General features: G+C 68.8%; 22 protein-coding genes. 7 read left to right on the top strand and 15 right to left on the bottom strand.

What is annotated here, in order from left to right; translation table 11 throughout:
* Positions 1-65 precede the first annotated feature (65 nt).
* Positions 66-413, top strand: coding sequence for a hypothetical protein (locus EJO66_RS03815; RefSeq protein ID WP_124956198.1), 348 nt, complete (start codon positions 66-68; stop codon positions 411-413).
* A gap of 28 nt (positions 414-441) precedes the next feature.
* On the opposite strand, the gene EJO66_RS03810 is transcribed toward EJO66_RS03815, so the two are convergent.
* From EJO66_RS03810 to EJO66_RS03765, 10 genes are all read right to left on the bottom strand, one after another.
* Positions 442-906, bottom strand: a complete 465-nt coding sequence (locus EJO66_RS03810) for a GNAT family N-acetyltransferase (RefSeq protein ID WP_124956196.1) — start codon at positions 904-906, stop codon at positions 442-444.
* A gap of 49 nt (positions 907-955) precedes the next feature.
* Positions 956-1,921, bottom strand: a complete 966-nt coding sequence (locus EJO66_RS03805; protein WP_124956194.1) for a CobW family GTP-binding protein — start codon at positions 1,919-1,921, stop codon at positions 956-958.
* 7 nt (positions 1,922-1,928) lie between these two features.
* The gene (locus EJO66_RS03800) at positions 1,929-3,605 is read right to left on the bottom strand and encodes an amidohydrolase (protein ID WP_124956192.1); all 1,677 of its coding nucleotides are present in this window, start codon (positions 3,603-3,605) and stop codon (positions 1,929-1,931) included.
* Entirely contained in the window at positions 3,602-4,639 is a 1,038-nt protein-coding gene (locus EJO66_RS03795; protein WP_124956190.1) for an ABC transporter ATP-binding protein, read from the bottom strand. The genes EJO66_RS03800 and EJO66_RS03795 overlap by 4 nt, the downstream gene beginning before the upstream one ends.
* Positions 4,636-5,688, bottom strand: a complete 1,053-nt coding sequence (locus tag EJO66_RS03790; RefSeq protein ID WP_124956188.1) for an ABC transporter ATP-binding protein — start codon at positions 5,686-5,688, stop codon at positions 4,636-4,638. The genes EJO66_RS03795 and EJO66_RS03790 overlap by 4 nt, the downstream gene beginning before the upstream one ends.
* Complete coding sequence (locus EJO66_RS03785) at positions 5,688-6,608, bottom strand: ABC transporter permease (RefSeq protein WP_124956186.1); 921 nt, start codon at positions 6,606-6,608, stop codon at positions 5,688-5,690. Before EJO66_RS03785 ends, EJO66_RS03790 begins: the two co-directional genes overlap by 1 nt.
* Positions 6,605-7,579 carry an ABC transporter permease gene (locus tag EJO66_RS03780; protein WP_124956184.1) on the bottom strand — a complete coding sequence of 325 codons (975 nt, stop codon included), beginning with the start codon at positions 7,577-7,579 and terminating at the stop codon, positions 6,605-6,607. Before EJO66_RS03780 ends, EJO66_RS03785 begins: the two co-directional genes overlap by 4 nt.
* Before the next feature lie 11 nt (positions 7,580-7,590).
* Positions 7,591-9,189, bottom strand: a complete 1,599-nt coding sequence (locus tag EJO66_RS03775; RefSeq protein WP_124956182.1) for an ABC transporter substrate-binding protein — start codon at positions 9,187-9,189, stop codon at positions 7,591-7,593.
* Positions 9,190-9,416: 227 nt separating this feature from the next.
* Positions 9,417-10,868: an NAD(P)/FAD-dependent oxidoreductase gene (locus EJO66_RS03770; RefSeq protein WP_125964660.1), complete on the bottom strand. Its 1,452-nt coding sequence runs from the start codon at positions 10,866-10,868 to the stop codon at positions 9,417-9,419.
* A gap of 27 nt (positions 10,869-10,895) precedes the next feature.
* Entirely contained in the window at positions 10,896-11,309 is a 414-nt protein-coding gene (locus EJO66_RS03765) for a nuclear transport factor 2 family protein (RefSeq protein ID WP_125964659.1), read from the bottom strand.
* A 118-nt stretch (positions 11,310-11,427) separates the two neighbouring features.
* Here EJO66_RS03765 and pdxR point away from each other — a divergent pair, with 118 nt between their 5' ends.
* From pdxR to EJO66_RS03745, 4 genes are all read left to right on the top strand, one after another.
* A complete protein-coding gene (gene pdxR / locus EJO66_RS03760) occupies positions 11,428-12,948 on the top strand; it encodes a MocR-like pyridoxine biosynthesis transcription factor PdxR (protein WP_125964658.1) in 1,521 nt (506 codons plus the stop codon).
* 242 nt (positions 12,949-13,190) lie between these two features.
* Complete coding sequence (gene tauA / locus EJO66_RS03755) at positions 13,191-14,213, top strand: taurine ABC transporter substrate-binding protein (protein ID WP_125964657.1); 1,023 nt, start codon at positions 13,191-13,193, stop codon at positions 14,211-14,213.
* Positions 14,214-14,218: 5 nt separating this feature from the next.
* The gene (locus EJO66_RS03750; RefSeq protein ID WP_124956170.1) at positions 14,219-15,007 is read left to right on the top strand and encodes a taurine ABC transporter ATP-binding protein; all 789 of its coding nucleotides are present in this window, start codon (positions 14,219-14,221) and stop codon (positions 15,005-15,007) included.
* Between the two features lie 25 nt (positions 15,008-15,032).
* Positions 15,033-15,881: an ABC transporter permease subunit gene (locus EJO66_RS03745; protein ID WP_223262165.1), complete on the top strand. Its 849-nt coding sequence runs from the start codon at positions 15,033-15,035 to the stop codon at positions 15,879-15,881.
* Here EJO66_RS03745 and EJO66_RS03740 read toward each other — a convergent pair.
* The gene (locus EJO66_RS03740) at positions 15,799-16,857 is read right to left on the bottom strand and encodes a LysR family transcriptional regulator (protein WP_125964656.1); all 1,059 of its coding nucleotides are present in this window, start codon (positions 16,855-16,857) and stop codon (positions 15,799-15,801) included. The genes EJO66_RS03745 and EJO66_RS03740 overlap by 83 nt on opposite strands.
* 157 nt (positions 16,858-17,014) lie before the next feature.
* Positions 17,015-17,236 (bottom strand): DUF1059 domain-containing protein, encoded by a 222-nt coding sequence (locus EJO66_RS03735; protein ID WP_124956164.1) that lies wholly within the window; start codon positions 17,234-17,236, stop codon positions 17,015-17,017.
* A 256-nt stretch (positions 17,237-17,492) separates the two neighbouring features.
* On the opposite strand from EJO66_RS03735, the gene EJO66_RS33280 reads away from it, so the two are divergent.
* Entirely contained in the window at positions 17,493-17,963 is a 471-nt protein-coding gene (locus EJO66_RS33280; protein WP_125964655.1) for a helix-turn-helix transcriptional regulator, read from the top strand.
* 15 nt (positions 17,964-17,978) lie between these two features.
* Here the strand turns inward: EJO66_RS33280 and EJO66_RS03725 are convergent, their stop codons facing one another.
* Together EJO66_RS03725 and EJO66_RS03720 are read right to left on the bottom strand one after the other, a co-directional pair.
* Positions 17,979-19,292 carry an MFS transporter gene (locus EJO66_RS03725; RefSeq protein ID WP_124956159.1) on the bottom strand — a complete coding sequence of 438 codons (1,314 nt, stop codon included), beginning with the start codon at positions 19,290-19,292 and terminating at the stop codon, positions 17,979-17,981.
* Positions 19,289-20,947: a GMC family oxidoreductase gene (locus EJO66_RS03720; RefSeq protein WP_125964654.1), complete on the bottom strand. Its 1,659-nt coding sequence runs from the start codon at positions 20,945-20,947 to the stop codon at positions 19,289-19,291. Before EJO66_RS03720 ends, EJO66_RS03725 begins: the two co-directional genes overlap by 4 nt.
* Before the next feature lie 96 nt (positions 20,948-21,043).
* On the opposite strand from EJO66_RS03720, the gene EJO66_RS03715 reads away from it, so the two are divergent.
* Positions 21,044-21,859: an IclR family transcriptional regulator gene (locus tag EJO66_RS03715; protein ID WP_124956155.1), complete on the top strand. Its 816-nt coding sequence runs from the start codon at positions 21,044-21,046 to the stop codon at positions 21,857-21,859.
* Positions 21,860-21,889: 30 nt separating this feature from the next.
* On the opposite strand, the gene EJO66_RS03710 is transcribed toward EJO66_RS03715, so the two are convergent.
* Positions 21,890-22,912: a DUF2272 domain-containing protein gene (locus tag EJO66_RS03710; protein WP_125964653.1), complete on the bottom strand. Its 1,023-nt coding sequence runs from the start codon at positions 22,910-22,912 to the stop codon at positions 21,890-21,892.
* Between the last annotated feature and the right edge of the window lie 26 nt (positions 22,913-22,938).

Here is a 22,938-nt window from a genome sequence, read left to right as displayed (position 1 = left end):
CCGATCGGGCCGGGCTGCCTCTTGTCCTACAGGCGCGGTGCGGCCCAGCCGCGAGGATCGGGGGCATGAGCAAATCGATCTTTGCGTGGGCGAGCGCGGCCGCCTGCTGCGCAGCCGCCACCGCCGCAATGGCGGAGCCGGTGAAACTGCCCGTGGACAGCGACGACAAGGGCACCGTCTACGTGGCACCCAACGTCAGTTCCACCGAAACCTCGGCCTACACCAAGGGCGCGACCGTCGGCGTGCAGCGGCCCGACGGCAGCGGGAGCTACATCGGCACCGACACCTCCACGCCGCGGCCGACCTACTCGCTGGGCGCGAGCACGGGCGGTAACGTGTCGCTCACGGGCGGCGTGCTGACGGATGGCAAGAGCAACAACGGCGTGAAGGCCGGTGTGACCATCAGGTACTGATCAGGTACCGATCTTCTTCAGCAGAAGTTCAGACGAAGGTGCCGTACACGATGAACCCGTCGTGCGTGGCCACCTTGTCGTAGAGTGCGCGCCCGGCGATGTTGGTCGTGTGCGTCTGCCAGTAGACGCGGTGTGCGCCCACGCGCTTCACATGCGCGTACACGCCTTCGATCAGCTGCCGCCCCACGCCTCGCCCGCGCTCCGACGGCAGCGTGAACAGGTCCTGCAGATAGCAGTTCGGCTCGATGCGCGTGGTGCTGCGGTGAAAGAGATAGTGGGTGAGGCCCACCAGCTGGCCGTCGCGCTCGGCCACCAGCGCGTGCACCGGCTCGTAGGCATCGAAGAAGCGCTGCCAGGTCACCCGCGTGATCTCGTCGGGCAGGGCCGTGGGGCCTTCGCGCTGGTAGAAGGCGTTGTAGCCGTCCCACAGCGGCTTCCATGCTGCGTAGTCGTCGGGTGTTGGAGGGCGGATCAGGAGCGAAGAGGTCGTCATGCGTCGATGGCCTGCACGTTGAAAACATGCGATTGCAACACGGCCCGGCTCAACGCGCGAAGAAATGCTCCAGTGCCCGCGTGGGCAATCGATGCCGCAAGCCGATGGCGACCACGCCGGCGCGCGCGTCCCGCGGCGGGCCGGCCTTGCGCAGCGAGCCATGGCGGCCGGCGAACTGGATCTCGGACCATTCGTCGCCGTTCGCGCCCTGGCCGGTGCGCAGCAGGCCCTTGAGCCGCAGCACGCCCGGCGGCATGTCGCGCAGCCACGCGCGCAGCAGCTCGGCGGGGATGGCGGCCGCGGGTTGCGCGCTCCAGGTCTGGAACATTGCGCCGTGGTCGGGGGCGTGGCGGTGGCCGTGATCGTGGCCGTGTTCGCACCCGCTCGCGCAGGGCCCGCGGCCCGTGGCCGGCAGCGGCAGGCCCGACAGCAGCGCGAGCGGCACCGCCGACTCGGTGGCTTCGATGCGCGGGGTGCCGGGCGCGGTGGCCTCGGCCCACGCGTTCGCTTGCGCGAGTGCGGCGGCGCCTGCGAGATCGGCCTTGTTGAGCACCACGAGGTCGGCGGATTTCAACTGCCGCGCCAGCGTGTCCGCCAGCAGCACGTCGCGCGCCTGCTGCGCCGCCGCGGCGGCATCGACCAGCACGATCACGCCTTCGAGGCTCAACTCGGGCGCGGCCATGCCGATCTGCGCAATGCGCCACGGATCCGAAACGCCGCTGGCCTCGATCACCACCGCATCGAAGGGCGTGGCCGACTCGATGACCTGCACCAGCGCGCGGCCCAGGTCGTCGCCGATCTGGCAGCACACGCAGCCATTGGTCAGGGCCAGCGTCTCGCCGTGCGTGGCGGCGACCAGTTCCGCATCGATGTTGAGCGCGCCGAAGTCGTTGACCAGCGCCGCGATGCGCAGGCCCTGCGCCTCGCGCAGCCAGCGGTTGAGCAGCGTGGTCTTGCCCGCGCCCAGGAAGCCGCCGATGACGGTGAGCGGCAAGCGCTTCTTCTGTTGCGTCACGCGGTGCTCAATTTTTCTGCGCCTCGAACACACGGCCCGTCAGCACCGTGCCCCACACGCGCGCATCCTTGAGCGCCATCGGGTCCATCTCGAGCGGATCGTCTTCCAGCACGCAGAAGTCGGCGCGCTTGCCGCATTCGATGCTGCCGATCTCGCCGTCGAGCTTCAGCGTCCAGGCCGCGCCGAGCGTGATCGCGTGCAACGCCTGCGGCACCGTGATGCGCTCCGATCCGCCGAGCAGCCGGCCCTTGGGCGTGATGCGGTTCACGGCGCACCATGCGGTGAAGAGCGGCCCGAGCGGCGTGACCGGCGCGTCAGAATGGATGGCCAGCGGCACGCCGGCCGCCAGCGCGCTGCCGCAGGCATCGAGCCGGTTCGCGCGGTCGGGGCCCATGGTCATCTCGTAGTGCTGGTCGCCCCAGTACCAGATGTGGTTGGCGAAGAGGTTCGCGCTGAGGCCGAGCGAAGCCATGCGCCGGAACAGCGGCGCATCGATCATCTGGCCGTGCTGCAGCGTGTGGCGGTGGTCGGGGCGCGGCGCGCGCGCCAGCACGCGCTCGATGGCGTCGATGGCCACCTCGCTCGCCTCGTCGCCGTTGGTGTGCGTGTGGATGGTGAGCCCCGCGCGGTGATAGGTCTCGAAGTCGGCCTCGTACTGCGCGGGCGCCGTCACCCAGATGCCGTTGGGCGCGCCGTTGAAATGCCCCGGCCAGCGCAGCCGCGCCGAAAAGCCCTGGATCGAACCGTCGAGCATCATCTTCACGAGGCCGTAGCGCAGCCGGTCGGTGCTGCGCGGCACCAGCGCCCTCACATGCTCGGCGCCCTGGGCCGCGCCGTGCGTGCCGTGAAAGGCCTGGAACGCCGGCAGGATGCGCACGCCGAAGCCCTCGTCGCGCGTCGCGCTCTCGAGCACGCCGCAGTCTTCGTCGCTGAGCTTGTTGACGAGGTCGGTCGCGGTCGTCACGCCCTGCATGCAGGCCAGCCGCGCGAAGGAGCGCACGCCGGCTTCGGTCATCGGCGCGAGCAGGCCGGCATTGCCGATCCTGCGCAGCACCAGGAACATCGCGGCCGGCTCCTGCAGCTCGCCGGTGGGCTCGCCTGCCATCTCGCCGGCAGCGAACTTGACCACGCCCTCGACCTCGTTGTCGCGCGTGATGCCGGCGATGCGCAGCATGGCGCTGTTGACGTTCATCAGGTGCCCGTTGGCGTGGCCGATGACCACAGGCCGCGTCGCGCTGGCGCGGTCGACGTGCGCCACCGTCATGCGCTCGCCGCCGAAGTAGATGGGGTCGAAGCCCCAGGCGATCAGCGGCTCGGTGTCGGGGATGCCGTCGGCTGCCATTTGCGCGGCCACTTCGCGAAGGCGCGCCACCACCTCGTCCATCGAGCGCAGGCCGCTCCACACCTTGCCGTCGGGGTCGCGCCGGTCGAACCAGCCGAGATACGTCCAGTCCCACATGCTGCCTTCCTTCAGGTGGCAGTGGCCCTCGACCAGGCCCGGCATCAGCACCTTGCCGGCAAAGCGCTCGTCGAGCGTGAATGCGCCCCAGGCCTGCATGTCGGCGAGCGTGCCCACGGCGAGCACGCGGCCGCTGCGCACTGCCACATGCGTGGCGTGCGGCTGCATCGGGTTCATGGTGATGATCCTGCGCGCGGGGTAGACGGTGGTGATGGGGGTGCTCATGGCAGTTCAGGCATCGAAAGAGGAGGAAGGGCCACGCCATCGGCGATGTCGACACGCCTGCAGCGTACCCAATGATCGGGCGCCACTTCGCGCAGCGGCGGCAGCTCGGCCGCGCAGGCCGGCTCGGCCACGGGACAGCGGCCTGCAAAGCGGCAGCCGGCAGGCGGGTCGATCGGGCTCGGCGGATCGCCCGAGAGCTTGATGCGGCTGGCGGCGCGGCGGCGGCCGCCGCCCACGGTGGGCACGGCCGACATCAGCGCCACGCTGTAGGGGTGCAGCGGCCGCGCGAAGAAGCTGCGCCGCGGCGCACGCTCCACGATCTGGCCGAGGTACATCACGGCGATGTCGTCGCAGATGTGCTCCACCACCGCCATGTCGTGCGAGATGAAGAGGTAGGTCAGCCCCAGCTCGAGCTGCAGCCTCACCAGCAGGTTCAGTATCTGCGCCCGTATCGCGATGTCCAGCGCCGACACCGGCTCGTCGCACACCACCAGCTCCGGGTTGGTGGCCAGCGCGCGCGCAATGTTGATGCGCTGGCGCTGCCCGCCCGAGAACTGGTGCGGGAACAGGTGCTGCTGCTCGGGCCGCAGGCCCACGGCCTCGAAGAGTTCGGCCACGCGGCGGGTGCGCTCTTCGGGCGTGCCCACCTGCATCAGATCGAGCGGGGCGCGCACCGTGGCACCGGCGCGTTCGCGCGGGTTCAGCGAGGAGAACGGGTCCTGGAAGATGATCTGCATGCGCGTGCGCGCCCGGCGCAGCGCCTCGCCCTGCAGCGCGCCCAGGTCGGTGTCGCCCAGGCGCATGCGGCCCGATGTGACGGGCGAGAGCCGCATCACCGCGAGCGCGGTCGTGGTCTTGCCCGAGCCTGATTCGCCCACCACCGCCAGCGTGGTGCCGCGCCGGATCTCGAACGAGACGCCGTCCACCGCCTTCACCACTTCCGCGGGCTTGCCCCAGCGCGCCTTGCCGCGCGCGAAGTGCACCTTGAGATCGTCGACCGAAAGCAGCGTGTCTGTCTTGCCGATGAATGTCATGCGGCCTCCTTCATGCGCGCCTGCGGCGCCTCGGCATGCAGCCAGCAGGCGGCGCCGTGCGGTGCGCCCGCGCCTTCGCCTGCTGCAGCGTCTTCGAGCGCGAACATCGGCGGCACCTGCGCGGCGCAGCGCGCCATGGCATGCGGGCAGCGCTCGCGGAATGCGCAGCCCCGGCCCAGCTCCCAGATCGACGGCACCACGCCTGCGATCTCGGCCAGTTCCGGCCGCGCGCCGTCGCCGAAGGCCGCGCTGCTGCCGAGTTCGGGCAGGCAGTCGATCAGGCCGCGCGTGTAGGGATGGCCCGGCTGCGAAAGCACCTGTTCGGTGCTGCCCTGTTCGATCACGCGGCCCGCATACATCACCATCACGCGGTCGGCCATTTCGGCGACCGCGCCCATGTCGTGCGTGATGAGCATGATGGCCGTGCCCTTCTCGCGCTGCAGCTCGCGCAGCAGGTCGAAGATCTGGGCCTGCACCGTCACGTCGAGCGCGGTGGTGGGCTCGTCGGCAATCAGTATGTCGGGCCGGCAGGCCAGCGCCATGGCAATCATCACGCGCTGGCGCATGCCTCCCGAGAGCTGGTGCGGATATTCGTCGACGCGCCGCTCGGGCGCCGGAATGCCCACCTGCCGCAGCATCTCGATGGCACGCTCGCGGGCTGCCTGGGCGTTCATGCCCGCATGCAGCCGCAGCGATTCGCCGATCTGGTCGCCCACGGTGAACACCGGGTTCAGCGAGGTCATCGGCTCCTGGAAGATCATCGAGATGCGGTTGCCGCGCACCTCGCGCATGCGGGCGTCGCTGGCCTGCACCAGGTCTTCGCCCTGGAACATCACGCGCCCGCCGCTGATGCGGCCCGGCGGCGAGGGAACGAGCCGCAGCAGCGCGAGCGCCGTCATGCTCTTGCCGCAGCCCGATTCGCCGACCACGCAGAGCGTCTCGCCGCTGCGGATTTCGAAGTCGACGCCGTTGAGCACCAGCGCCTGGCCGCGGCGGGTCTTGAACTCGACGTGCAGGTCCTGCACGCGCAGCAGTGGGTCGACGTTCATCAGCGTTCCCTCAGCTTGGGGTTGAGGGCGTCGTTGAGCCCGTCGCCGATCAGGCTCACGGCCAGCACGGTGATGAAGATGGCCGCGCCCGGAAAGGCCACCGCCCACCAGCACGACAGCACGTACTGCCGGCTCGATCCGATCATCAGCCCCCAGCTCATCTGGTTGGGATCGCCCAGGCCAAGGAACGACAGCCCCGCCTCGAACAGGACGGCCGCGCCGATGGCCAGCGTGGCCGACACCACCAGCGGGGGCAGCGCGTTGGGAAGAATCACCTTCCAGATGATGCGGGCGTCGCGCGCGCCGATGGCCCGCTCGGCGCGCACGAATTCCAGGCCGCGGTATTTCATGAACTCGGCGCGCGTGAGCCGCGCGGTGCCGGTCCAGCTCACGATGCCGATGGCCAGCGTGACCGTCACCAGCGTGGGCGAGAACAGCGTGACCACCACCATCGCGAACAGCAGCGCGGGCAGCACCTGGAAGAACTCGGTCACCTTCATCAGCGCCGCATCGACCTTGCCGCCGTAGTAGCCCGCGAAGGCGCCCAGCGTGATGCCGATCAGCACCGACAGCAACGCGGCCACCGCGCCCACCAGCAGCGTGGCGCGCCCGCCGTAGATCAACGTCGTGAGCACGTCGCGGCCGAGGTAGTCGGTGCCGAGCCAGGCCTCCTCGCTGAAAGGCGGCGTGAGCGGCGCGGCCTTGATCTCGAAGGGGTCGGCCGGATGGAGCCAGGGCCCGGCGATGGCCACCGCCAGCATGGCGAGCAGCATGGCCATGCCGGCAATGGCCGCGGGATTGCGCAGGAACATGCGCATCGCCTCCATGCCGGGGTGTTCGACGCGCAGGGCCGGCTTCGCGGGCGCGGCAGGTGCAGCAGGTGCGGTGGAAACGGATGGCATCGTTGCAAGCTTGTTCATGGGGCCTTGATCCGCGGATCGATGAAGCGGTAGCACAGGTCGGTGAGCTGGTTCATCACCACCACCACCACCGACGAAAAGAGCAGCACGCCGAGGATGGTCGGGTAGTCGCGCCGCAGCACCGACTCGAAGGCCAGCCGGCCCAGGCCCGGCCAGTTGAACACCGTCTCCACCAGGATCGCGCCGGCCAGCACGTTGCCGAACTGCAGGCCCAGTACCGTGACCACCGGCAGCAGCGCATTGCGCAGCGCATGCTTGTAGAGCACCACGCGGTCGGCCAGGCCCTTGGCGCGCGCGGTGCGGATGAAGTCGGAGCCCAGCACATCGAGCATTGAGGAGCGCGCGAGCCGGCTGTACTGCGCCAGGTACACCAGGCTCAGCGTGAGCGTGGGCAGCACCAGGTGATGCGCCACGTCGAGTACGTCCTTGAGGCCGCCGCCGGCCGAGTCGATGGAGCGCATGCCCGCCACCGGAAGAATCGGGAACACCGAGGCCAGCAATATCACCAGCATGATGCCGAGCCAGAACACCGGCGCCGCAAAGCCCACCAGCGACAGCACCGTGATGAACTGCGACAGCCAGCCATTGGGCTTGCGCGACGACAGCACGCCCAGCGCGGTGCCCACGAAGAAGGCCAGCAGTACGGAACTGAGCACCAGCAGCAGCGTGGCCGGCACGCGCTCGGCGATCATGCTCGTCACGGGCAGGTTGAAGAAGTACGAGTAGCCCAGGTCGCCCCGCGCCACCTTGCCCAGGTACACGCCCAGCTGCACCGGCAGCGGCTCGTCGAGCCCGTACTGCGTGCGCAGCTGCGCCATCAGCTCGGGCGACATGCCGCCGCTGGCGCCGGCAATGGTTTCCACCGGGTCACCCGGCGCCGCGTGCACCAGCACGAAGTTGAGCACCACCACCGCGAGCACCAGGCCCAGGCCCTGGAGCAGTCGCGAGGCGGCATAGCGCAATGTGCCCATGTCGTGCCGCCTTACTTGAGGTAGACCTCGTCCAGCGGCGACAGCGGCCCCCAGATGCTGGCGGGCACGTTGCCCACCTTCTTGCTCGCGATGGTGTGGTAGGGCACCTGGTTGATGAACTCGATCGGCAGCTCGTCGGTCACGATCTTCTGGAAGGTGGCGTAGTAGGCCTTGCGCTGGGTCGGGTCGGCCAGGCTGCCGGCGGTGTTCAGGAGCTCGTCGACTTTCGGGTTGGCATAGGACTGCGTGTTGGTCCAGATGATGGGCTTGATGTTGGTCGACAGGTAGGTGCGGTGCACGCCGATGATCGGGTCGCCCCAGTTGAACACCAGGTCCATCGACATGTCGAAGTCATGCGAGGCCAGCCGCTTGGCCCAGGCCGGGAAGTCGGCCGAGGCGCGCACCTCCACCGCGATGCCCACCTTCTTGAGCTGGCCGCGGATGTATTCGGCCACGTTCTTCTGCTGGTCGTCGGCACCCGGCAGGTAGTCGATGGTGAGCCTGAAGCGCTCGCCGTTGGCGCCGGCCTTGTAGCCCGCGGCGTCGAGCATCTCGGCGGCCTTCTTGAGATCGAGCGGATAGCGCACCAGGTCGGGTACCGCGAAGGGGCTGCTCGCCACCAGCGGGCCGTCGGACACCGTGGCAAAGCCGCCCATCAGCGCCTTGGCGATGAAGTTCTTGTCGATGGCCATGGCAATGGCCTTGCGCACCTGCACGTCCGAGAGCGGCTTCTTCGCGGTGTTGAAGGCCAGCCAGTTGAGCGCGCCGATGCCGTCGTAGCCCTTGGGCGTGAGCGACACCTTGGGGTCGCTCGCGAAGCGCTTGAGATCGGTGGGCAGCGTGGCGAAGGGCAGCATCTGCACATCGCCGCGTTCCAGCCCGAGCACCAGGCTGGCCATGTCGGGCGTGACGTTGACGATCACCTTGTCCAGGTACGGCTTGCCGGGCAGGAAGAACTTGTCGAAGCGCTCCAGCACGATGCGCTGCGCCGGCTTGAACTCGGTCAGCCGGAACGGGCCCGAGCCGACCACGTCGGTGGTGTTGCGCGGATGGTTCTTCAGCTCCTGCCCGTCGCCGTAGATGTGCTTGGGGAGAATGGGGCACAGCGCGGGCGACATCGCCAGCACGATCGCCGGGTGCGGCACGCTCATGCGGATGACGGCGGTGTGGGGGTCGGGCGTGTCCACCTTGTCGACCGGGCCGAGCATGGTAGTGAACGGATGGTTGGCCTTGATGGCCATGATCGAGAAGGCCACATCGGCCGAGGTGACCGGCTTGCCGTCGTGGAACACCGCGTTCTTGCGCAGGTTGAGCGTGAGCGACTTGCCGTCTTCGGACAGCTTCCATGTTTCGGCAAGGTAGGGCTGCGGGTTCCACTTGTCGTCGAAGCGCAGCGGGCTCGCGAAGATCTGCGTGGAAGGCAGCGCGGTGGCAATGCCTGATTGCACCGCGCCGTTCAGGTGCCGCGGCGTCTGCGTGCTGCCGATGACCAACGTGCCGCCGCGCCTGGGCTCCTCGGCGGCGGAGGCGGGCAGCGCAAGCAGCGTGCTCGCGGTCATCAGTGCGGCCGAGAGCAGGGTGGCGCGGCGCGTAAGGCGGAGAAGGGGCATGGCAGGACCTCTGGAAGTTCGACACAAGGCAGGCGGACGGATTCGGCCCGTGGGCCTTGCGCTCGAAGATAGGCGCTTGCCCCGTGCACGCGAAGAGCCAGCCGCGCGCGACCTGCAGGGCCAGAAGCCACGGGTTTGCCCCGTTGTGCGGCGGTGCGATGCGCCACTTCGGTGAATGCGCACCGCGCGCGCACAAGCTCGCGGCCTCGTCGGCCGGCCGCCGCTGCCTACTTCTCGTCGCGCAGCCAATACCACTTGTAGAGCATGCGCTGGCCGATGCGCCGGAACGGCGCGAAGGCGGGCGATTCCACCAGCCCCAGCACATTGGGAAAGGGCAGCGCGGACTTGTAGATGGGAAGCTCGAACACGTCCTTGCCCGTGTCCTTGCCGGCCACGCGCTCGGCCAGCCGCTTGCCGGCCCAGGTCGAGAAGGACACGCCGTTGCCGCCGTAGCCCACGGCATACCAGATCTTCCTGTCCGGCTCGGGCTGCGTGATGCGCGGCATCATGTCGTGGCTCATGTCGACCCAGCCCCACCAGGAGTAGTCGATGCGGATGCCCGCGAGCGGCGGAAACTTGCGCGCGATGGCATCGGTGAGCAGCTTCAGGTGCACCGGGTGCTCGGCATCGGCGCCGCTCACCGAGCTGCGGCTGCCGATCTGCAGCCGGTTGCCCTTGAGCAGCCGGTAGTAGAAGCGCAGCGTGCGCGTGTCGGTCAGGAAAGTCAGCGACCTGAAGTTGGTGGCCTGCAGCTCGGCCTCGGTGAGTGGGCGCGTGACCACCGAGTTGGAGAGGATCGGCATGATGCGGTTCTTCAGGAGCGGGCTCAGCGCCTGCCCGGTGTAGCCGCCGGTGCACACCGCCACGCGGCGTGCGCGCACCACGCCGCCGGGCGTTTGCAGGTGGTGCACGCCGTCGATGGTCTGCCAGCCCTGCACCGGGCTCGAGGTGTGCACCTTCACGCCCAGCGCACGGGCCTTGCGCATCAGGCCGAAGGTGAACTTCAGCGGGTGGATGCCCACGCCTTCGGGCTCGAACATGGCGCCGGCCGCCTCGCGCTCGTCGCAGTAGTCGCGCCGCACCTCTTCGGCCGTCAGCATGCGCGTGGCGTAGCCGAACTGCTCGCGCATGACGCGCGCCTCGGCTTCGAGCACCGCGAGCTTTTCGGGCCGGTGCGCAAGATAGAGATGGCCGCCGTCGAAGGCGTCGCAGTCGATCTGCGTCGTGAGCTGCTTGAAGTTCTCGAAGCCGCCGCGGATCTCGGCGTCGAGCCGCCGGGCGGTGTCCAGGCCCCAGCGCTGGATCCACTGCGAGCGCTTGAGCCGGCCGCTGGCGTTCTGTCCCTGGCCGCCGCTGCGGCTGGAGCAGCCCCACGACGCCTGGTTGGCCTCGAGCACCGTGGCCTGGATGCCGTGCTCCTGGGCCAGGTAGAGCGCGGTCGACATGCCGGTGGCGCCCGAGCCGATGATGGCCACGTCGACATCGATGTCGCGCACGAGCGGGCCGTCGTCCTCGGGCGGCGTGCCGGCGCTGGCCACCCACCAGGTGGGCGCGTAGGCGCGGCCGGCGCCGGGGTCGGGTGCGACCAGCGGGTCGTAGCGCGGGTCGTAGGGCCGGCTCGGGGGCTGCGGCTGCTGCGGTTGCGAGGCGGAGAAAGAAGCGGTGCCGGACACGGTCATGATGCGGGGGCTCCCGACGCGGCTGGCCTAGCGGGCCGCCGGCAGGTTGGGGCGGGCCTTGCGGAACACGTTCTTCAGGTGGATCTTTCCGCCCCTGAAGGTGAAGACGTCGATGCCGTCGGTCTCGATGCGGCTGCCGTCGGCCGCGGTGCCGGTGAAAGTCCATTGCGAGGTGCCGAAATCGCCGTGCACGAAATGCCGGCCGTTGATCCACTGCGCATCGGGCACCGCCTGCCATGCCGCCGCGAAGGCCTCGCGCACCGCCTCGGTGCCCACGTGGCGGGTGCCGCAGGCGTCGGGGCCGGCGGCGGTCTGGAAGATGCAGTCGGCGGTCATGAAGCCCATCAGCGCATCGATGTCGTGGCGGTTCCAGGCATCGCTGAAGGCGGCCAGGGTTTCGGTGGTGACGGAAGAAGAGGAAGAAGAAGGCTGTGCGGTCACGCGGGAGCTCCGGGATTGAATGCCGCAAGCGTAGGCAGCCCGCCGTCCGCGCGATAGGGCCAGATGCGGGGATTCGACCGAGCCAGAACGCCGCGCTTGCCCTAAACTGCGGCGCACCATGGCCAACCCCAGAGCCACCCAATGGGCGCAGCTCTTCGCGCTGCCCGACCAGCCCGCCTTGCCGCTGCAGGCCCGTCTGCGCGCCGCCGTGGTGCAGGCCATCCTCGAAGACCATCTGAGCGCCGGCGCCTCGCTGCCTTCATCGCGCGAGCTTGCCGCGCTGCTGGGACTGAGCCGCAACACCGTCACTTCGGCCTACCTGCAATTGATCGACGAAGGCTTTCTCGAGGCGCGTCCGCGCAGCGGTGTGTTCGTGGCGCACAACGCGCGGCCGCTGTCGGCTGCGCATGCCGAGCCGCTCGTGGGCCGCAGCGGCCAGGCCAGCCAGCCGCCCGACTGGTCGGGGCGCGTGCTGCGCTCGCTGGAGGGCAAGCCCACGCTGTCGAAGCCCGACCGCTGGCGCGACTATCCGTACCCGTTCGTCTACGGCAACTACGACCCGCAGCTTTTTCCGACCGAGGATTTTCGCGAGTGCTGCGCGCGCAGCCTGGCGCGCTCGCAGCTGCCGCACTGGACGCCCGACTTCGAGACCGACGACGTGCCCGACCTGATCGAGCAGATCCGCACGCGCTTGCTGCCCAAGCGCGGCGTGTTCGCTCTGAAGGAAGAAATCCTGGTGACGCTCGGTGCGCAGCATGCGTACTACCTGCTGGCCGATGCGCTGTTCGACGAGCACACCCGCGTCGGCCTGGAAGAGCCTGGCCATCCGCATGCGCGCAACAGCTTCTCGATGCGCAACCCCAAGTGGGTCGAGGTGGCCGTGGACGAGGAGGGCCTGGTGGTCGATGCGCTGCCCGCGGCCGACTACCTCTTCGTGACCCCTTCGCACCAGAGCCCGACCACCGCCACGCTGAGCCTGGAGCGCAGGCAGTGGCTGCTGCGCAAGGCCGAGCTGCAGGACTTCGTGATCATCGAGGACGACTACGAGGCCGAGAACCTGTACGAAGGCACGCCGATGCCGGCGCTCAAGAGCCTGGACAAGACCGGGCGCGTGATCTACGTGGGCTCGGTGTCCAAGAGCCTTTCGCCTGCGCTGCGGCTCGGCTTCATCGTGGCGCCGCGCGCGCTGATCAAGGAGCTGCGCAGCATACGGCATGCGATGGTTCGGCATCCGAGCGCCTTCCTGCAGCATGCGTACGCGCTGTTCCTGTCGCTCGGGCACCACGAGTCGCATGCGCGGCGCGTGAACCATGCGATGCAGGAGCGGCTTGCGCTCGCGGCCAAGGCGCTGCGCGAGCACCTGCCGGAGTTCGAGTTCACGCTGCCGCAGGGTGGGGCGTCGATCTGGGTGCGGGCGCCGGCGTGGGTCGATGCGGGCGAGTTGTCGCTGATGGCGCGCAGCCATGGGGTGCTGATCGAAGCGGGGGATGTGTTCTTTGCGAAGCCGCCTTATCCGTGTCCGTTTTTTCGGCTGAGGTTGTCGTCCATTGCGGCTTCGCAGATTCCTTTGGGGATTCAGGCCTTGGGGATGGCTGTTGGGGAGTTGGCGTTGGCTCGGGGGGAGTTGAGGGCGCATTGAGTTCCGGGGCCGGGATTCCGCCCGGCGGCGGACTCACTTTCTTTGGCGAAGCAAAAGAAAGTGAGTCGCCCGCCGGGGCGAGACCCGGCCCCGGAACCAAAAAACGCACCGCTCCCGTGCACTCGCACCAGAACAAGGGTATTCACCGACAAGCTGGCTCCATACCCCCCACAGCGCTGGTACTTTCTGCAAAGAGACAACAGGTGCAAAGTCCGCCCAGATTCACCCACAGGAGAAAACAGATGACCATGCCCCGACGTCTTTCCCTGAAATCCGCAGCGCTCGCAGCCGCCGCGATGCTGATGATGATGGGCAGCGGCGCCGCGTTCGCGCAGCAGGCCAAGGAACTCACCTTCGCCCACCAGGACATGCTGGTCCCCCTGCGCCTCGTCATGGAATCGGGCGAGGTCGAGAAAGCCACGGGCTACAAAATCAACTGGCGCATGTTCTCCGGCGGCGGCGACGTGATCCGGGCCATGGCGTCGGGCGACGTGCAGATGGGCGAAACCGGCTCCAGCCCGCTCACGGCCGCGGCCAGCCAGGGGCAGGACATCAAGCTGTTCTGGATTTCGGCCGACATCGCCAACGCCGAGGCGCTCATTGCGCGCAATGCGTCGGGCATCAACAGCATGAAGGACCTGGCCGGCAAGAAGGTGGCCACGCCGTTCGTCTCGACCGCGCACTACCAGCTCATGGCCGGCATGAAGATGGATGGCGTCGACCCCAAGAGCGTCAACGTGATGAACATGCGCCCGCCCGAGATCGCGGCGGCCTGGGAGCGCGGCGACATCGACGCCACTTTCATCTGGGATCCGGTGCTTTCCAAGATCAGGGGCACGGGCAAGACCATCGCCACCTCGGGCAGCATCGGCAAGCGCGGCGCGCCCACGTTCGAGGGCATCGTGGTCAACGCCAAGTGGGCCGCGGCCAACGAACCGTTCATGATCGCCTTCGTGAAGGCGCTCAACCGCGCGAACGAGGAATACAAGGCCAGCGGCAAGAGCTGGACGCCCGATTCGCCGCAGACCAAGGCGATGGCCAAGTGGACCAAGGCCGATCCGAAGGACGTGTCGGCGGCGATGGCGCTCTATACCTTCCCGACCATGGCCGAGCAGGTCTCGCCCACGTGGCTGGGCGGCGGCGCGGCCAAGGCGATGGCGGGCACGGCGGCGTTCCTGAAGGAGCAGGGCCGGGTGCAGGAGGTCAAGCCCGACTACAGCGCCTTCGTGACCACGGCCTATGTCGAGAAAGCCATGGGGAAGTAAGCCGCATGCCCACGCTCGACATCCGCGACCTCACGGTCAACTACGCTGTCAAGGGCGGCACGCTGCAGGCGCTGGCGCCGGTCAACCTCACGATGCGCGACGGCGATTTCGTCGTGGCGCTCGGCGCCTCGGGCTGTGGCAAGACCACGCTGCTCAACAGCATCGCCGGCTTCCTGCCGCCTTCCACCGGCCAGATCCTGCTCGACGGCAAGCCCGTGGTCGGCCCCGGCGCCGACCGCGGCGTGGTGTTCCAGAAGCATGCGCTGATGCCCTGGCTCAACGTGCGCGACAACGTGGCGCTGGGCTTGCGCCTGGCCGGCATGGGCAAGGCCGAGCGCGACCGCATCGCGCAGGAGAAGCTCGGGCTCGTCGGCCTGCAGCAGTACGCGGAGCGCGCGGTGTACGAGCTCTCGGGCGGCATGCAGCAGCGCGTGGGCATTGCACGCGCGCTGGCCAGCGACCCCGCCGTGCTGCTCATGGACGAGCCCATGGGCGCGCTCGACGCATTCACGCGGGAACAGGTGCAGGAGATCCTGCTCAAGGCCTGGTCCAAGTCGAACAAGATGGTGTTCTTCATCACCCATTCGGTCGAGGAAGCGCTGTTCCTCGCCACGCGGCTGATCGTGATGAGCCCGAGCCCGGGGCGCATCTCGCACGTGTACGACGAGGTTCCGTTCTCGCGCCAGTTCCTGTCGCATGGCGACTCGCGCAAGGTGAAGTCGGAGTCCGAATTCATCCGCATGCGCGAAGAGGTTCTTTCGATCATTCATCATCGCGAGGCTGCACATGCCTGAGGCCACCATCGCAACGCCTGTCGCCATGACACCGCCCTCCAAGCCCGCCGCGCCGCCGCCTCCACCGGCCGGCGCCAAGCTCAAGACCAGCGCCTTCAAGGTGCCGGGCGAGGGCTCGAGCGTGACCATCAGCGTGGTCACGGTGGCGGCGCTGGTCGCGCTGTGGTTCCTCGTGACCAACATGGGCTGGGTCAAGCCGCTGTTCCTGCCGACGCCGCAGGCGGTGTTCCAGCAGTTCTACGAATACCTCACGGGGCAGGCCAACGACAAGCCGCTGTGGCAGCACTTCCTCGCGAGCATGTTCCGCGTGTTCTCGGCCTTCCTGCTGGCCTGCGCCACGGCCATTCCGGTGGGCATTGCGATGGGCATGAGCCGCTTCTGGCGCGGCATCTTCGATCCGCCGCTGGAGTTCTACCGGCCGCTGCCGCCGCTGGCCTACCTGCCGCTGATCATCATCTGGTTCGGCATCGACGAGCTGCCCAAGGTGCTGCTGATCTTCCTGAGCTGCTTCGCGCCGCTGGCACTGGCCGCGCGCTCGGGCATGCGCAGCGCGTCGCAGGAGCAGATCAACGCCGCGTATTCGATGGGCGCCAGCTACATGCAGGTGATCCGGCACGTCATATTGCCGTCGGCGCTGCCCGACATCCTGGTGGGCATGCGCATTGCCATCGGCTTCGGCTGGACCACGCTGGTGGCGGCCGAGATGGTGGCGGCCAACATGGGCCTGGGCCAGATGGTGCTGAACGCGTCGAACTTCCTGCGCACCGACATCGTGATCATGGGCATCATCGTCATCGGCGTGGTGGCTTATCTGTTCGACCTGCTGATGCGGTGGCTCGAGCGGCGCCTGGTGCCCTGGAAAGGGCGCATGTAGCAGCAGTAGCCACAGAAGAAGGAGAAGGAGAAGGAGAAGAAGGAGCCAGCACCTGCAACGCGGGAGGCAGCGGCGGCATCGCGGGCGGGTTGCCGTGCCGGGCCATCGACTGCTCCAGAAAGTCGAGCATGGTGCGCATCGCGGCGCTGTTGTGGCGGCGCTGCGAGTAGGCGGCATACAGCCAGTGGTCGCTCGGCATGTGCTCGCGCAGCACCGGCACCAGCGCGCCGCGTTCCAGGTGCGACTGCGCCAACGGCTCGGGCACGTAGGCCACGCCCGCGCCGCGCAGCGCCAGCTCGATGAGCGCGACGGCGTCGTTGGCCTCCATGCGGCTGTGCACCGGCACGTCGACCGCCTTGCCGCCGGTCTCGAAGGGCAGGTGGGTGGTGGGCTTGGCCGAGTAGCTCAGCACGTCGTGGCGGCCCAGGTCTTCGGGCACCCTCGGAATGCCGCGCCGGGCCCAGTAGGCCGGGCTCGCGCAGACCACCATGTCGAACGGCACCAGCCGGCGCACGATCAGGTTCATGTCGTCGATGCGCCCGCCCGTCAGGTGGATGTCGATGCCTTCCTCGATCAGGTCGAGCTCGTCGTTGGTGAACACCAGGCTCACGTACACGTCGGGGTAGAGCTGGATGAACTCGGCGATCACGTCGGACAGCCAGCCCGCGATCAGCCCATGCGGCGCGCTCATGCGCAGCCGCCCCTGGGGGTGCGAGCCGTGGGCCTGCAGGTCGTTCAGCGTGTTCTCGGCCATGGCCACCAGCTCGGTGCTGCGGTCGAGCAGCACCTGGCCGGCGTCCGTCAGGCTCAGCGAACGGGTGGAGCGGTTGAGCAGGCGCACGCCGCTGCGCTCCTCGAGCTCGGCCACGTAGCGGCTGACCGTGGCCTTCGACATGCCCAGCGAAATGGCTGCGCGGGAGAAGCTGCGCCGGAACGCCACTTCGCGGAATGTTTTGATGAGATCGAGGCCGTCCATGGTGGCCGCATTGTTCCAGCATCGGGGATGGGGCCGCAGGCCGTAGGGGCATCCCCGCTCTCCCTCGAATCGCGGGCACCTGGATCTGGCGGCCCTCGAAAGCACCCGAAGGTGTTCATCGCCCGGCCGAAGCGGCGGTGGCCGGGGCCAGGCCGCCTCAGGCGGGGGTCTTCTGCGCGGGCGCCTGCAGCGGCGGCGTGCCGGACTTGAACATGCTTGCCAGTTGCTGGCGGAACTCCGGCGTGTCGGTATGGCCGTGAACGGCCACGGCGTGCTGGACGGCGGCCTCGAGCAGTTCGCTCTCGGTGTCGGCGGAGAGCGCGACACTGCAGTTCATCGTGCTCGGAAACTCGCGGCAGTCGATGTATTGGCGTGACATGGTGGCTCCTGGAATGTCCTTTCGGACGTGATTCGAAGATCAGGCGGGCCGGAAGGAGGGCGGCTCGAGGGTACCCATGAGCGCGTTAAGCCGTGTTTCGTCGATGGCCATGTGTATCCCCTCCGCCGGCAAGCGGCCTGCGCGCCCCTTGCCTGCCTATACTGCTTTGGTGGTAAAGGGCCTGCGAGCATCGTGCGTCTCGATGCGTGCAGGCGCCATACGCAGCAATGCGTATGCACCGTGAAAGGGGCATGCCATGACACACCTGACGCGCAACGATCGTGCGGGCGCGCTTCGCCTGCTGGAGCAGCTGGAGTCAGGGCATTCGCCCATGCGGCCTCATGGCGCCGGCAGCAACGGCCTGCGCGCACTTCCCCGCATCGCAACCAGGGCGCCGGGCCGCAGCGAGTTTCGCCGCGCCGCATGGCAGGCCGACCGCTACCGGCGCGCGGGGCTGGAGCATGCGGTGGCGGTGGCCTTCCTGTATGGGCTCGCCTGCCGCGCCGCGGCGCCGCTGCATGATGCGCCGCTGCCCGGCCTCACGCCGCGCGAGGGCGATGTCATGCACTGGCTCTCGCGCGGCAAGACCGACGCCGAGATCGCCGCCCTGCTGGAGATCAGCCCGCGCACCGTCCACAAGCACCTGGAACATGTGTACGTGAAGCTGGGCGTCGAGACGCGCACCGCGGCCGTGGTGCGCGCGCTCGCCATGGGCAGGACCTCCTGAGGAATAAAAACGAAGTCAGCGCGAGGCCACCGCCACCGGCGCATCGGCCGGCGACGCGGACCGCCCGATCATCCATGCGCATGCGGCCGACACCACGCCCGCGAACAGCACGTACATGCAGATCTGCCAGGGCTGGCCGCCGCCCGACTTGAGCAGCGCGGTCGCGATGATCGGCGTGATGCCCGAGGCAAAGATGCCCGAGAACTGGTAGACGAAGGAAATGCCGGTGTAGCGCACCTTGGCGTCGAACAGGTCGCAGAACAGCGCGGCCTCCGGCCCGTACACCGAGGCGTAGAGGATGCCGAAGGGGATGATGATCGCGAGCCACACCAGCAGTACGCTGCCGCCGCTGTGCGTCATGAGCCAGAAGCCCGGAAACGCCGACACCGCCGTGACCAGCGAACCCCACATGTAGACCTTGCCGCGTCCCATCCGGTCGGACAGGCGGCCGAAGAAGGGAATGAAGAAGATCATCACCACGGCCGCGGCCATCACGCCCAGCAGCGCGTCGGTGCGGCTGATCTTGAGGGTGCCGGTGAGATAGTTGATGGAGAACACGCCGAAGATGTTGAAGAACACCCCGTCGATGTAGCGGGCGCCCATGCCCTTGAGCACATTGCCCGGATAGCGCCGCAGCATGTCCATGAACGGAATGCGCAGTTCGGCGTTGCGTGCCTTCACGGCCGCGAACTCCGGCGTCTCCTGCACGTGGAGCCGGATGTACATGCCCACGCCCACCATCGCGCCGGAAATCAGGAACGCGATGCGCCAGCCCCAGGAGAGAAACTGCTCGTCGGTCAGCAGCCACGACAGGAGCGCCACCACGCCCGAGGCCATGCACAGGCCGATCGCCAGCCCGATCTGCGGCAGCGATGCATAGAAGCCGCGCTTGCCCTTGGGCGCATATTCGTAGGCCATCAGCACCGCGCCGCCCCATTCGCCACCCAGGCCGATGCCTTGCGCGATGCGAAGCAGGAGCAGCAGCAAGGGCGCCGCGATGCCGATCTGCGCATAGGTGGGCACCAGGCCGATCAGGAAGGTGGCCACGCCCATGATCATCAGCGTGATGATGAGCATGCTCTTGCGGCCGATCTTGTCGCCGAAGTGGCCGAAGATCACGCCGCCCAGCGGCCGCGTGACAAAGCCCACCGCGAAGGTCGTGTAGGCCAGCAAGGTGGACACCACCGGGTCGCTGCCCGGGAAGTAGAGCTTGCTGAACACGATGCCGGCCACCACGCCGTACAGGAAGAAGTCGTACCACTCGATGGTGGCGCCCACCAGGGCCGATACCACCACCCTGCGAATCGCTTTCTCGTCGCTTGCGCTCATGTCTTTGTCTCCGATGTGGTTGTCGCGGCGGCTGCCGCCCTCACGTCCTCCCTGATCATGTCGACAGCCTTCTCGGCCATCATCACGGCCGGTGCGTTGGTGTTGCCCGACACCAGCGTGGGCATGGCCGAGCAGTCGACCACGCGCAGCCCGGCCACGCCGTGCACGCGCAGCCGCGCATCGACCACCGCGAGCGGGTCGCTGCCCATGCGGCAGGTGCCCGTGGGGTGAAAGATGGTGGCGCCGTTGTTGCGGCAGAACTCCAGCAGGTCGGCGTCGCTCGCGGCATCGGCGCCGGGCTTCACCTCGCGCTTCACGTAGGGCCGCATCGCGGGCGCCTCTGCAATGGCGCGCGCCGCCTTCACGCCGGCCACGGTGGTGGCGCGGTCGAGCTCGGTGGCCAGGTAGTTGGGCTGCATCTCGGGCGGCTCGGCCGCGTCGAGCGAGCGGATGCGCACGTGCCCGCGCGACTCGGGGCGCAGCTGGCACACCGACATCGTGAAGCCCGAATACGGATGCACCTTGCCGCCCGCCATGTCGGCCGAGAGCGTGGCCACGTGGAACTGGATGTCGGGCGTGGCGGCCACCGGCCGGCCGTTTGCGTCCTTCAGCGCGCGCATGAAGCAGCCGCCCTGGTTGATGCCCACCGCGAGCGGGCCGGTGCGGCGCATCAGCCATTCCAGGCCCATGCCCGCCTGGCCGAACCAGGAGTTGAGCTGGTCGTTGGTGGTGATGGGCTTGCTGCACTCGTAGCCCAGCCGGATCTGCAGGTGGTCCTGCAGGTTCTCGCCCACACCGGGCAGTTCGTGAACCACCGGGATGCCCATGCGTTCGAGCAGCGCGCGCGGGCCGATGCCCGAGAGCTGCAGCAGCTGCGGCGACTGGATCGAACCCGCCGAAAGCAGCACCTCGGCGCGGCAACGCGCGGTCTTCATCTCGCCGCCTTGGCGGTAGCTCACGCCCACCGCGCGCCGGCCGTCGAACACCAGCCGGCTGGCCAGCGCATCGGTCTCGATGCGCAGGTTGGGCCGGTGGCGCGCCGGCACCAGGTAGGCCTTGGCCGTGCTGCAGCGCCAGCCCTTGTGCGTGGTGAGCTGGTAGTAGCCCGCGCCTTCCTGCGCGGCGCCGTTGAAGTCGCCCGTGCGCGGCACGCCGATCTGCCGCGCGCCGCTGATGAAGGCCTCGATGAGTTCGTGCTTTGCCGCGATGTCCGAGACCTTCAGCGGCCCGTCGCCGCCATGGAAGGCGTTCGCGCCGCGCTGGTTGCCTTCGGAGCGGATGAAGTAGGGCAGCACGTCGTCGTAGCCCCAGCCCGCATTGCCGAGCGCGGCCCAGTGGTCGTAGTCCTCGCGCTGGCCGCGGATGTAGATCAGCCCGTTGATCGAGCTCGAGCCGCCCAGCGTCTTGCCTCGGGGCCAGTAGATGCGCCGGCCGTTCATGTTGGGGTCGGGGTCGGTCTCGAAGCGCCAGTTGTAGGTGGGGCTCCACATCGTCTTGCCGTAGCCGATGGGCAGGTGGATCCAGAGCGACCTGTCCACCGGGCCCGCCTCGAGCAGCAGCACGCGCGTGGCCGGGTCTTCGCTCAGCCGGCCGGCCAGCACGCAGCCGGCCGATCCGGCGCCGACGACGATGTAGTCGAACTCTTCATCACGCATGCATGGCACCCGGGGAGTGGAACAATCGCTTCGCTTGCTTGCATCCTAGGTTAATGTTTTTCGGAACGCAACGTTCCATTTTTAAGGTTTACCCGCATGCCACGTTCCGCGCGCCCCGCAGCCGCCGTGTCTTCGCCGTCGCTTTCCGTGCCCGCCGCGGAGGAGCCAGCCTCCGGCTCGTCGGCCGAGCGCAGCCTGCGCCTGCTGGCCTTGCTGGCCAGCGAAGGCCGCCCCCTCACGCTCGCCGACCTGGCCGCGCAGCTGGGGCTGCCCAAGGGGACGGCGCACCGCATCTGCACCCAGCTGCTGGCCACCGGCTTCCTGGCGCGCGACGTGGACGAGCGTTCGTTCAGCGTCGGCCCGGCGCTGCGCAAGCTGGCCTTCGACACCCTGAACCACGGCACGGTGCGCGGCCTGCGCCACGAGGTGCTGTCCGAACTCGTGCGGCAGGTCGGCGAGACCTGCAACCTCACCACGCTCGACGGCGCCCAGGTGCTGTACCTCGACCGCGTGGAGGCGAAGTGGCCGCTGCGGCTCACGCTCGACGTCGGCTCGCACGTGCCGCTGCACTGCACCGCGAGCGGCAAGCTGTTCCTGGCGCAGATGCCGAAGAAGGAGCGCGACGCGCTCATCGACCGGCTGCCGCTTGCGCGCATGACGGCCAACACGCTCGTCAAGGCCGATGCGCTGCGCACCGAATGCGATGCGATCGCGAAGCGCGGCTACTCGCGCGACTGCGAGGAATTCATCGCGGGGCTGGTGGCCGTGGCCGTGCCGGTGCGCGACGCGGCAGGGCAGGTGCGCGCTGCGCTCGCGGTGCATGCGCCGACGGCGCGCATGTCGATGGAAGAGGCGGTGAAGCGCATCGATGCGCTCAAGGCCGCCGCGGAGCGCATGGGTACGCTGCTCTGAGCCCGGGCTCGTGGCCGCCTGTGCGCCGCGTCAGCGCCACTGCAGCAGCAGCGACCACGGCTGCCAGCTCATGTGGCGGTCGGTGCAGCCCGCCGCGCCGATGGCGCAGCCGGCGGGCAGGTAGCTGGGATCGAGCATCCGCGTGCCGGGAGCGAAGTCCAGCCGCCTGCGCGTGACCGACTGCAGCACGTTGCCGCCGATGGTGTCGAAGCCCCGGTCGTCGACCTTCACCACCACGTCGCAATGCATCGGCAGCGGCTCGCCGCCCGTGGCCCGCGTTGCCAGCACGGCGCCGATCTTCTCGAAGCGGTCGAGCTCCGATGCCGCGCCGCGCGTGTGGCAGGCCAGGTCGCCCACGCGCGGCGGCGTACGCGCGAGGTTGCAGGCGCGCATCGCGTAGCGCGTCTCATGCCCGGCGGCCTCGGCCGCGCCGGCCTGCCAGGCGGCGCCTGCGTAATCCGCATGCGCTTCCGAGAACACGAATTCGCCCGCGCCCAGCCCCGCCTGCTGCGCGAGCCAGCTCACGAAGGCCGCCGACCATGGTGTGTCGATTGCCGCCACGCGGTTCACCGCGGTGGCCATCGCGCGCAACTCGGCCGCGTCGAGGCCCTGGTCCGGCCCCACGCCCAGCCCCCGCAGGTGCGAGGCGCTGGCCTGGTTGAGCGCCTGCAGCAGCAGCGTGCGGTCGGCCGGTTGCAGCGCGCCGAAGCGCACCAGCGAAGGCAGCGGGGTGTGGGGCTGCTCGACCGCCTCCCAGTAGCCGAGCACGCGTTGCCACGGCGCGGGGCTCGCGACCGTGGCGCGCGAATCCTCGGCCTCGGAACGGCCCGACTCGACCAGCCGGCCTTCGGCGTCCATCGTCTGCGCGCCGAAGGCCTCGTGCTCGCGCTGCGCGGCGGCGGCCATCGCCAGCGCGCGCGGGGGTGGCGGCGTCCGCATGGCGGCGTCCAGGCAGGCCGACTCGGCGGCGCTGCCTGCCGATGCGAACAGGAGCACCATGGCCACCGCCAGCGTGCGCGCCGGCGGCGCGGCAAAGAATGAAGAAGTCAGCATGTCGCGCGCAGCATAGCCAGTGCGGG

It is taken from the genome of Variovorax beijingensis, assembly GCF_003951285.1.
GTDB lineage: Bacteria > Pseudomonadota > Gammaproteobacteria > Burkholderiales > Burkholderiaceae_C > Variovorax > Variovorax beijingensis.
Note: the sequence above shows the minus strand (reverse complement) of the source record. Positions and strands in the feature narration are given on the sequence as shown.